Here is a 10129-nt window from a genome sequence, read left to right as displayed (position 1 = left end):
TAATCGCTGTTATAATCAGAGTTTATACAAAACGGGCTAGGAGGGATTCGAACCCCCGACACCGTGGTCCGTAGCCACGTGCTCTAGTCCACTGAGCTACAAGCCCCCGTTGGCGTTAAACTTAGACTTGTTTTACCGCCATTTAAGATAATAACACACTTTCCGAAAATGACAAGCAATTATTTAGAAAATTCTCCCCAATCTTTAACCCACCTTGATTCTAAGGGAGAAGCGCAGATGGTGGATGTGTCAGAGAAGCCCAAAACTCGGCGGGTGGCGATCGCCATGGGATCGGTGAAAATGCTTCCAGAAACCCTAAAAGCGATCGCATTGGGAAACGCACCCAAAGGAGATGTTCTGGGAACCGCCAAAATTGCCGGAATTATGGCCGCCAAACAAACGGCCCAATTAATCCCCCTGTGTCATCCACTCCCCCTGGCTAAAATAGATGTTACATTCACCGCCGACCCCCAACTCCCAGGTTATCAGATCCGCGCGGAAGCCATAACCATCGCGGAAACGGGGGTAGAAATGGAAGCCCTAACCGCTGTTTCCATCGCCGCCTTAACCCTCTATGACATGGCCAAAGCCCTAGATAAATCCATGGAAATTGGGTCAATTCGTCTGTTGAGTAAAACGGGGGGAAAATCAGGAGATTATCAGCAGCCATTGTCCCAGCCACTGCCGAAATAGCGATCGCCTTGCTATCTTAATAATTGATAGTGCGAGACGTTCAGGCATGAAATAAGGCTGAAATGCCCGAAATAACCGCCTGGTGGGGAATTCAACCCCTTGGTTGAATATATCGATAATGCGCCCATTTCAGCATGACGCGGGCAGTCTTAGACCTGATTAGACGCTTCACCTGACTAGCCATATTGGAAGTCTCGAAGGTGGGCAAAAAAATCAGGCTGTGTTATGATGGGATGGCCAGGGATGCGACCCAATCAACCAAGGGGTTGAACTCCTCACCGGGTAGTCCCCACGCCCATTTCAGCTCGATTTCATACCCGAAGGTCTCGCACCATACTTGGTATTATACCGTATTGCCGTAAAATGTTAACCTAATTTGAGATTAAATCATGCTCCCAAACCTATGACAGAACAACCAACTCGCATTTGTATTCTCGGTGGTGGTTTCGGGGGGCTATATACCGCCCTACGTTTAACCCAGTTACCGTGGCTACCCACACAAACCCCGGAAATTACTATAGTTGACTCCAGAGACCGCTTTGTATTTGCGCCCCTACTTTATGAACTGGTGACCGGAGAACTACAAGCCTGGGAAATTGCGCCACCGTTTGAACAACTCCTGGAAGAAACACCCATCCGGTTTATTCAGGGAACTGTTGCCGATATTGATATTACCGCCCGACAGGTGCAATTACAAGATGGTCAATTTCTCGATTACGATCGCCTAGTTTTAGCCATGGGAGGAGAAACCCCCCTTGATATAGTACCAGGTTCCCAACAATACGCCATACCTTTTCGTCGGGTGGAGGATGCTTATCGTTTACAAGAACGTTTGCGTATCCTGGAAGCCTCGGACGCGGAAAAAATTAGAGTAGCCATCATTGGCGGCGGTTATAGTGGGGTAGAATTAGCCTGTAAATTAGCGGAAAGACTCGGAAAACGCGGTCGTTTGCGCCTAGTGGAAAGAGGGGAAAAAATCCTCAAATCTGCCCCCGACTTTAACCGGGAAGCTGCCCAAAAAGCCCTATCCGAACGACAGGTTTGGCTGGATTTAGAAACTACTGTTCAATCCCTAGATGCGGAAAGTATTACCCTCGAATATCGCGACCAGGTAGATACTTTACCGGTTGATATTGTTATGTGGACGGTGGGAACCCAGACCCCGGATTTAGTGCGATCGCTTCCCCTGAAACAAAACACCGAACATCAAATCATCATTAATCCCCAATTACAAGTGATTGAACACCCGGAAATATTCGCCCTGGGAGACCTCGCCGACTGTCATGATGCGGAAGGCAAAAAAGTTCCCAAAACCGCCCAAGCTGCCTTTCAACAAGCCGATTATGCTGGCTGGAATCTGTGGGCATCTTTAACCGGGAGACCCCTGCTATCTTTCCATTATCAAGCCCTAGGAGAAATGATGACTTTAGGGAAAGATAACGCGACTCTCACAGGTTTAGGAATTAAACTCGATGGACAGTTAGCCCATGTCGCCCGCCGCCTCATTTATCTGTATCGTTTACCGACCTTAGAACATCAAATGCGGGTAGCATTTAACTGGATAAGTCGCCCCATTCAAGAGTTGATGATCAATAAATAAATGCCCATGATGATAAATGATAACATTCTGCCGCCTAAATTAATCTTACTAGATGCGGTGGGAACCCTCTTTGGTGTCCGAGAAAGTGTGGGCGATATTTACAGCAAAATCGCCCAAAAATGGGGAGTTAATGTCTGTCCTAAAACCCTAAATCAGGCATTTTATCAGAGTTTTAGCGCCGCTACACCCATGGCTTTTCCCGGCGCAGATATGGCGGAAATTCCCCAATTAGAACTAGCCTGGTGGCGCGATATTGCCGCCGAAAGTTTTAAGGCTGTCGGGGTTTTTCAGGAGTTTTCCGACTTCCCCAAGTTTTTTGATCACCTTTACCAAGAATTTGCGACGGCTGAACCTTGGGTGGTTTATCCTGATGTAATTCCCACGTTGACAAAGTGGCGAAATTGTGGTATAGAATTAGGAGTTTTATCTAACTTTGATTCCCGGTTATATCCAGTGTTAGAAGTTTTGGATTTAGGGGGATTTTTCTCGACGGTGACGATTTCCACAGAAGTGGGTGCGGCGAAACCTGACCCGAAAATTTTTGCGGTCGCACTAGAAAAATACGATTTTCAGCCAGGAGAAGTTTTGCATATTGGGGACAGTTTGACAGCGGACTATGAGGGGGCAAAATCAGCGGGAATAGCGGGGGTATTAGTAGAACGAGATACTCCCTCAACGCCAGATAAAGCGTCCTATTCTACCTTAGCAGAGATTGAGTTAAATTGCGATCGCTAAATTACACCGACCTGATCGCAATAGCGGTCAAGTTGGGTAAAATAGTTATATGGGTTGATGTGACCTGGTTTAGGGAGGTATTGATCAAATGGGAACTGTCGAAAATTCCGATTCTCTGAGAAAACACTACGGAGAGGCGATCGCTCGCCGCATGGAACGTCGCAAAAAACTACAGAAGGTTATAATGTTCATTTCGACGGCAGCTTTTCTGGGGATGATGTCTTCGGGTTTGGGTGCAATGTTTCGCAGTAATTCCCAATCCTCGGAGGTAAACCAAGCGGAGGAGGTTGCCACAATTGTATCACAGTTAGAACGCCAAGAACAGGGTTATCAGTCGGTTTTGCAACGGGAACCGGAAAATCAAACAGCTTTGGAAGGGTTGGTGATGGTTCGCTTACAACAAAATAAACTGGAAGAGGCGATCGCACCTTTGGAAAAGTTGGTGAGTTTATATCCCGATATTGAGGATTATCAAAATCTCTTGAAACAGTTAAAAGCTGATACACAGACAGCGGTTGAAGATTAGTTAATATCTGGCTACTCATGAATCAACTCAGCGAGGAAGCGAGCTTATATGATAGGGATTATCATCTCTGGGTTCTGGAAACGGTTAAACATCTAGAAACAAGCGATTTCGAGGCTCTGGATTTGGAGAACTTAATGGCGGAAATTCTAGGCTGGGCTGCGATGGAGAAAAGAGAGTTAAGGAATCTTTTAAGGCTGTCATTTGAGCATTTGCTAATGTGGCAATACGGGGAGGCGGAAAGGTCTAATAATTACGGACATTGGCGGGGAGAAGTTACTAATTTTCGCAAGCAGATTAAAGATGAATTAGAAGATAGTCCGAGTCTGAAACCTTATTTACAACAAATATTTGAGCAGTGTTATCAAGATGGTCGGGAAATTGCCTCAATGCGATCGCAACTTCCCCTAGAGACTTTCCCGGAAAAGGCGATCGCCAACTTAGACGAGGTATTAGATGAAAATTGGTTTCCTCGGGTGAGTAAGTAGTGATTAAAGGCTGATATAATGGAGGCATAACTTAACGATGCAACAGTTAAGCGAATCACGGAAAAGTCTATATGATACGGATTATAATCTCTGGGTTCTGGAAACGGTTAAACACCTAAAAAAAGGTGATTTTGAGGCGGTGGATTTAGAGAACCTGATCGAAGAGGTGCTAGACTTGAGTAAAAGGGATAAAAGAAAGTTAGCCAGTCTGTTGACTCTTTTATTTGAGCATTTGCTAATGTGGCAATACTGGGAGGCGGAAACGGAAAGAAATCGAGGACATTGGGAAAGAGAAATAACTAATTTTAGATTGCAGATCGTCAGACTGTTAGAAGATAGTCCTAGCCTGAGAAATTACCTAGATAAGCAACTCAGCCAATGTTATCAAGATGGTTGTAAATTGGCGAGTAGACATTCGCAACTTCCCCTAGAGACTTTCCCGGAAAAGGCGATCGCCAACTTAGACGAGGTATTAGATGAAAATTGGTTTCCTCGGGTGAGTAAGTAGTGATTAAAGGCTGATATAATGGAGGCATAACTTAACGATGCAACAGTTAAGCGAATCACGGAAAAGTCTATATGATACGGATTATAATCTCTGGGTTCTGGAAACGGTTAAACACCTAAAAAAAGGTGATTTTGAGGCGGTGGATTTAGAGAACCTGATCGAAGAGGTGCTAGACTTGAGTAAAAGGGATAAAAGAAAGTTAGCCAGTCTGTTGACTCTTTTATTTGAGCATTTACTCAAACTCAAATATTGGCATTCTGAAACAGACAATAATCAAAATCACTGGCGGCGAGAAATCCGTAATTTCAGGAAACAGATTAAGCGACATTTAAAGGATAGTCCCAGCCTCGAAAATTACCTATCCCAGGAATTAGTTGATATCTACGAAGATGCGCGAGAGTTGGTTTCTGAGATTTCGGGTTTATCGGTGAGCGATTTTCCCACGACTCCGATCGCCAACTTAGACGAGGTATTAGATGAAAATTGGTTTCCGTAAATCAAGGATATTAGGGTATAATTGTGGGGGAAAGATGATGAATCAGGAATTTGTGAATAGCGATCGCCTAGCCTATTGGAAACAACGAATGACGCAGCAGGCGGCGCAAAATAAAAAATTAGTCAACCAGGCGCGATCGGATGTGGATACAATTGTAGAAATGCTGGTGAGTCAGTTTGGAGTGAGGCGGGTTATCCTATTCGGGTCGTTAGTTAGGGGGAGGTTTAGGGAAACTTCTGATATTGATTTGGCGGTGGAAGGGTTGAGAAAAAAAGATTATTTTTTGGCGGTGGCGGAGGCGAATGACTTAACGCGGCGATGGGTGGATTTGAAACCTTTTGAGGATTTAGAACCACATTTTCGCGATCGAGTATTGCAAACAGGGGAATGTGTTTATGAGGCAGGTTAGTCCCTGTGAGTTACAGGAGTTAGCGACGGATATTGAACTAGAGTTAGCGCGTTTGGGAGAGTTGGAAAATGCGATCGTTCAAGTGCGCCAGGAAATCGATCGCTATCCGACACTATCAGGGGTTTTTTATGAGAGTTTAGCACTGAAATTGCATAATTTTTATACAGGCTGCGAGAGGATTTTTCAATTGATTGTTTCTGAACTCAATGGCGCGTTACCTTCGAGTTTTGATTGGCACAAGCGACTCCTCAACCGCATGAGTGTGGAACGAGAAGGACTCCCCCCAGTTCTGAGTTCGGAAACGGTGCAGAGTCTCCGGGAGTATCTCGGTTTTCGTCATATCGTCCGCAATATCTACGGTTTTGAACTGGAGACGGAACGGGTGGAAGATCTTGTGCAAGGCTATTCTCAAGTCTGGCATTGTTTCGAGTCGGAAGTGCGGCAGTTTGTCCACGGGTTACGAGAGTTGGCGGAAAGGTTGGAGGAATGTTAAGTGTTGTTTCAGTGGCGGGAAGGCGATCGCTTTTTTGCCATGGTGTGGTAGTATGGTGAAACTTACCAATCTGACTTGGTGTTGTCAGAAAAAAAAGTGAATTTTGCAAGTCTGGTTTTCTTGATTTGGAGATAAAATCAATGTCTAAATTACCATCAGCTTTGGATAAATTAATCCCTCCAGAAATTAAGAATGATGAATTTTATGCAGCTATTAAACAAATTGCTACCGAACAAGATATTCAAACAGTTTTAGAAATTGGTTCTTCTTCTGGTTCGGGAAGTACAGAAGCCTTTGTACAAGGTTTAGTCAATAATTCTAATGAACCGTTACTATTTTGTATGGAAATCTCTCAAAGCCGGTTTGATGCTTTAAGAAAGAGGTATGAAGATTATTCTTTTGTGCGCTGTTATAATGTTTCTTCAGTTCCTTTAGAAAGTTTCCCGACAGAAAATGAAATTAGGGGATTTTATCAAAACCATCAAACTAATCTTAATTTATATCCCATAGAACAAGTTTTGAATTGGTGGCATCAAGATACAGAATACCTGAGAAATTCAGGAGTTCATGGCGGAGGCATTAAACTGATTAAAGAAGAAAACAATATCGAAATTTTTGACGTTGTTTTAATTGATGGCTCTGAATTTACGGGAAAGGCAGAACTTCAAGAAATATATGGTGCTAAGTTTATTCTATTAGATGATATTAATACTTTTAAAAATTATGATAATTATCATCAACTAATTTTAGATCCAAAATATGTTTTAATTAAGGAAAACCAAAATCTGCGTAATGGTTATGCTATTTTTGCTAACAAAAATAGTTTGTTTTTAAACGAAATCAATGAACAAAAACTTGTCAAAAATATAGTCACGTCTGGGATGACTGTATTTGATGTAGGAGCCAATCGAGGGGATTACTCTATTTTATTTAGTAAGCTGATAGGTCAATCAGGAAAAGTTTACACATTTGAACCCACCTCAGCTATTTTTCAAAAACTGCAAGAGCGTATAAATGAGCGACATTTGACCAATGTTAATTTATTCCAAAAAGCCGTTTTTTCTAGCAATCAAATTATAAAATTTAATGAATTTCCAGAAGAATACTCTGTGTGGAATAGCATCGGGGTTCCTGAGATGAGCAACCCCCTAAATCCCCAGGAAAAAATCCCCATTGTGAAAACGGAAATGGTCGAAGCAGTTGCTATCGATTCTTTTTGCGAAGAACACGATATTGAATCCATAGATTATTTTAAAATTGATGTCGAAGGTGCTGAATATGATGTTCTTTTAGGAGCGAAAAAATTATTAGAAAGAAATGCTATTAGGTTTATTCAATTTGAAATCTCCCAAAAGATGCTAGAAGGATGCAACAGAAAAGCCAAAGATACATTTGATATTTTAATTAAACATGGTTATGAGTGTCATCGGATTACAAGTAATGGTGAAATTGGAGATCAGGTTTTCGATTCAAACTCTTTTTATGAGAATTACATTGCTTTCAAAGAACTGCCGATTCATTTCTTTACTATTGTTCTAAATGGCGAACCTTTTATCCGTTACCATATAGAAGTATTTAAACAACTTCCTTTTAAGTGGCATTGGCATATTATTGAAGGTGTAGCTGACTTAAAACATGATACAAGCTGGTGTTTGAAGTTGGGCGGTCAAATTACTGACCAAATTCATAAAAATGGTCGTAGTAAGGACGGCACATCGGAATATTTAGATCAACTGGCTGAAAAGTATCCAGAGAATATCACTATTTACCGCAAACCAGAAGGAGAATTTTGGGATGGTAAACGAGAAATGGTTAATGCGCCTTTGGAAAATATCCAAGAAGAATGTTTGCTTTGGCAGGTGGACGTTGATGAAATATGGACTTTAGAGCAGATTTGCCAAACTCGTAAACTATTTGTTAAGAATCCTGACAAAACTGCTGCATTTTATTGGTGTTGGTATTTTGTGGGAGAAAATATGATTATTAGTAGTCGCAACTGCTATGCACAAAATCCTCGCCAAGATTGGTTGCGGACTTGGAGGTTTAAACCAGGATGCGTTTGGGCAGCCCACGAACCCCCTATCTTGGTGGAAACTTGCGAAGATGGTCAACAGAAGAATGTGGCGGCAATTAATCCTTTTATGCACGGGGAAACAGAAAAAGAGGGTTTAATTTTCCAACATTTTGCTTATGTGACTCCAGAACAATTGAAGTTTAAAGAACAGTATTACGGTTACAAAAATGCTGTCAGTCAATGGCAGTCCTTGCAGTCACAAACTCAGTTCCCTGTTTATTTACGGGAATATTTTGGTTGGGTAGCCGATCGCACCATGGTCGATCGCGCCCAAGCCTTGGGAGTTACACCAATTATACAAAAAGATATCAATACTGGCAACTGGAAATTTTTGCCTCCAGAAGATTTGCCAAAATCTATACAGATAGAAATGCGATCGCCTACTATTATTATTGATGGTGTATTTTTCCAACTCTATAGCACAGGTATTGCTAGGGTGTGGAGAACTCTTTTACAAGAATGGGCGAACACAGAATTTGCTGCCCATATTATTGTACTAGACCGCGCCAATAGCGCCCCCCAAATACCCGGTATCCGCTATCTAACTATACCCGCCTATAGTTATAATAACGCCGATGCTGATAAGCAAATGCTACAGCAAGTCTGTGACCAAGAAGGAGCCGATTTATTCATCTCCACCTATTACACAACCCCCCTATCCACCCCCTCTGTATTTATGGCTTATGACATGATACCAGAAGTGTTGGGAGGTAATTTAGATCAACCCATGTGGCGAGAAAAACATCATGCTATCAGTCACGCCTGTTCTTACGCTGCCATTTCTGAAAGTACCGCCAGAGATTTAGTTAAGTTTTTTCCTGATATTAGCATCGAACAAGTTACCGTTGCTCATTGTGGTGTCGCTCCCATTTTCACCCCAGCTACAGCCACAGAAATCAGCACTTTTCAACATAAATACGGCATTAGTAAACCCTACTTCTTGTTAGTTGGTGCTGGTAGTAACTACAAAAATGCCATCTTATTTTTCCGTGCCTTTAACCAACTCCACACCAAACAAGGCTTTGAAATCATTTGCACGGGTAGCGGTGTCACCCTCGCTAACGAATACAGACAATATACCTCCGGCACTGTCGTTCATTCATTAACACTCAGTGATGAAGAATTAAAAATAGCCTATTCTGGTGCTGTAGCTTTAGTTTATCCCTCCTTATACGAAGGTTTTGGGATGCCAGTTTTAGAGGCCTTAGCCTGTGGTTGTCCGGTGATTACTTGTGCCAACGCTTCCATTCCAGAAGTCGCAGGAGAGGCGGCTATCTATGTTGATGCTAATGATGTTGATGGTTTAACAGATGCCTTGTGTGAAGTGCAAAAATCCTCAGTGCGTAACTCTTTAATTACCGCAGGTTTGACACAAGCTAAACAGTTTTCTTGGGTAAAAATGGCTGAAATTATGAGTTCAGCTTTAATTCAGGTAACTTTAGCACGTCTAAATCTTCAGAGGTTGAATTTTATCATTTTCCCGGACTGGTCACAACCAGAAGAAACTGTCGGATTAGAATTACAAGCCGTGATTAAAACCCTGGTTAATCATCCCGATAAAGCCGAGATGACCCTATTGATAGATAACAGCAACATTACCCCAGAAGAGGCTGATTTAGTGTTATCTAGTGTGGCTATGAACTTGTTAATGGAGGAGGAAATAGAATTTGATGGCGGGCCGGAAATTGTGTTAATTGGCGAGTTGAGTCCCATGCAGTGGTCGGCTTTAATGTCTAAGTTACAGGGTCGGATTAAATTAGACCATGAAAATCAGGAAGTAATTAATAACCTAAAGGCTGATATTATTCCGGTAGTTGAACCGGATAATAATTAATAATTAATAATTAATAATTAATAATTAATTGTAGGGGCGGGTTCTGCCGTCAATTATCAATTCCCGACGACTATATTCATAAACCCGCCCTACCGTTTGGCTGAGAAACCCGGTTTCTTTGAGAAACCGGGTTTCTTGACCTCTGGGGGAGAAAGGGGCGGGTTCTGCCGTCAATTATCAATTCCCCACGACTATATTCATAAACCCGCCCCACCGTTTCTATTGTAGGGGCGGGTTCTGCCGTCAATTATCAATTCCCGACGACTATATTCATAA

The 10129-nt window shown here is 42.4% G+C and carries 11 protein-coding genes and 1 tRNA gene; 10 read left to right on the top strand and 2 right to left on the bottom strand.

Features of this window, described 5'->3' with window-relative positions:
- Nucleotides 1–32: 32 nt before the first annotated feature.
- Nucleotides 33–106, bottom strand: a tRNA-Arg gene (locus P5683_RS14410).
- 62 nt (nt 107–168) lie between these two features.
- Here P5683_RS14410 and moaC point away from each other — a divergent pair.
- From moaC to P5683_RS14355, 10 genes are all read left to right on the top strand, one after another.
- Entirely contained in the window at nt 169–693 is a 525-nt protein-coding gene (gene moaC, locus P5683_RS14405; RefSeq protein WP_006625231.1) for a cyclic pyranopterin monophosphate synthase MoaC, read from the top strand.
- A gap of 403 nt (nt 694–1096) precedes the next feature.
- Nucleotides 1097–2293 (top strand): NAD(P)/FAD-dependent oxidoreductase, encoded by a 1197-nt coding sequence (locus P5683_RS14395; RefSeq protein WP_006670753.1) that lies wholly within the window; start codon nt 1097–1099, stop codon nt 2291–2293.
- Complete coding sequence (locus tag P5683_RS14390) at nt 2294–3028, top strand: HAD family hydrolase (protein WP_006625233.1); 735 nt, start codon at nt 2294–2296, stop codon at nt 3026–3028.
- An 88-nt stretch (nt 3029–3116) separates the two neighbouring features.
- Nucleotides 3117–3554, top strand: a complete 438-nt coding sequence (locus P5683_RS14385) for a M48 family metallopeptidase (protein WP_006625234.1) — start codon at nt 3117–3119, stop codon at nt 3552–3554.
- 17 nt (nt 3555–3571) lie between these two features.
- Nucleotides 3572–4039: a DUF29 domain-containing protein gene (locus P5683_RS14380; RefSeq protein ID WP_187758359.1), complete on the top strand. Its 468-nt coding sequence runs from the start codon at nt 3572–3574 to the stop codon at nt 4037–4039.
- A gap of 37 nt (nt 4040–4076) precedes the next feature.
- Entirely contained in the window at nt 4077–4547 is a 471-nt protein-coding gene (locus P5683_RS14375; protein ID WP_315644924.1) for a DUF29 domain-containing protein, read from the top strand.
- Nucleotides 4548–4584: 37 nt separating this feature from the next.
- Nucleotides 4585–5043 (top strand): DUF29 domain-containing protein, encoded by a 459-nt coding sequence (locus P5683_RS14370; RefSeq protein ID WP_006670756.1) that lies wholly within the window; start codon nt 4585–4587, stop codon nt 5041–5043.
- 37 nt (nt 5044–5080) lie between these two features.
- Complete coding sequence (locus P5683_RS14365) at nt 5081–5452, top strand: nucleotidyltransferase family protein (protein WP_035759503.1); 372 nt, start codon at nt 5081–5083, stop codon at nt 5450–5452.
- Nucleotides 5439–5945 carry a hypothetical protein gene (locus P5683_RS14360; RefSeq protein WP_315640271.1) on the top strand — a complete coding sequence of 169 codons (507 nt, stop codon included), beginning with the start codon at nt 5439–5441 and terminating at the stop codon, nt 5943–5945. The genes P5683_RS14365 and P5683_RS14360 overlap by 14 nt, the downstream gene beginning before the upstream one ends.
- Nucleotides 5946–6085: 140 nt before the next feature.
- Nucleotides 6086–9853: an FkbM family methyltransferase gene (locus tag P5683_RS14355; protein WP_315640270.1), complete on the top strand. Its 3768-nt coding sequence runs from the start codon at nt 6086–6088 to the stop codon at nt 9851–9853.
- Between the two features lie 24 nt (nt 9854–9877).
- Here the strand turns inward: P5683_RS14355 and P5683_RS14350 are convergent, their stop codons facing one another.
- Complete coding sequence (locus tag P5683_RS14350; RefSeq protein ID WP_315640269.1) at nt 9878–10027, bottom strand: hypothetical protein; 150 nt, start codon at nt 10025–10027, stop codon at nt 9878–9880.
- Nucleotides 10028–10129: the final 102 nt, after the last annotated feature.

The sequence above is a fragment of the Limnospira sp. PMC 1279.21 genome, assembly GCF_032349615.1.
GTDB classification, from domain to species: domain Bacteria; phylum Cyanobacteriota; class Cyanobacteriia; order Cyanobacteriales; family Microcoleaceae; genus Limnospira; species Limnospira fusiformis.
Note: the sequence above shows the minus strand (reverse complement) of the source record. Positions and strands in the feature narration are given on the sequence as shown.

What these genes read in the sequence shown, in the direction of transcription:
- moaC (WP_006625231.1), top strand. Translation starts at nt 169, where the DNA reads ATGACAAGCAATTATTTAGAAAATTCTCCCCAATCTTTAACCCACCTT.
- P5683_RS14395 (WP_006670753.1), top strand. Translation starts at nt 1,097, where the DNA reads ATGACAGAACAACCAACTCGCATTTGTATTCTCGGTGGTGGTTTCGGG.
- P5683_RS14390 (WP_006625233.1), top strand. Translation starts at nt 2,294, where the DNA reads ATGCCCATGATGATAAATGATAACATTCTGCCGCCTAAATTAATCTTA.
- P5683_RS14385 (WP_006625234.1), top strand. Translation starts at nt 3,117, where the DNA reads ATGGGAACTGTCGAAAATTCCGATTCTCTGAGAAAACACTACGGAGAG.
- P5683_RS14380 (WP_187758359.1), top strand. Translation starts at nt 3,572, where the DNA reads ATGAATCAACTCAGCGAGGAAGCGAGCTTATATGATAGGGATTATCAT.
- P5683_RS14375 (WP_315644924.1), top strand. Translation starts at nt 4,077, where the DNA reads ATGCAACAGTTAAGCGAATCACGGAAAAGTCTATATGATACGGATTAT.
- P5683_RS14370 (WP_006670756.1), top strand. Translation starts at nt 4,585, where the DNA reads ATGCAACAGTTAAGCGAATCACGGAAAAGTCTATATGATACGGATTAT.
- P5683_RS14365 (WP_035759503.1), top strand. Translation starts at nt 5,081, where the DNA reads ATGAATCAGGAATTTGTGAATAGCGATCGCCTAGCCTATTGGAAACAA.
- P5683_RS14360 (WP_315640271.1), top strand. Translation starts at nt 5,439, where the DNA reads ATGAGGCAGGTTAGTCCCTGTGAGTTACAGGAGTTAGCGACGGATATT.
- P5683_RS14355 (WP_315640270.1), top strand. Translation starts at nt 6,086, where the DNA reads ATGTCTAAATTACCATCAGCTTTGGATAAATTAATCCCTCCAGAAATT.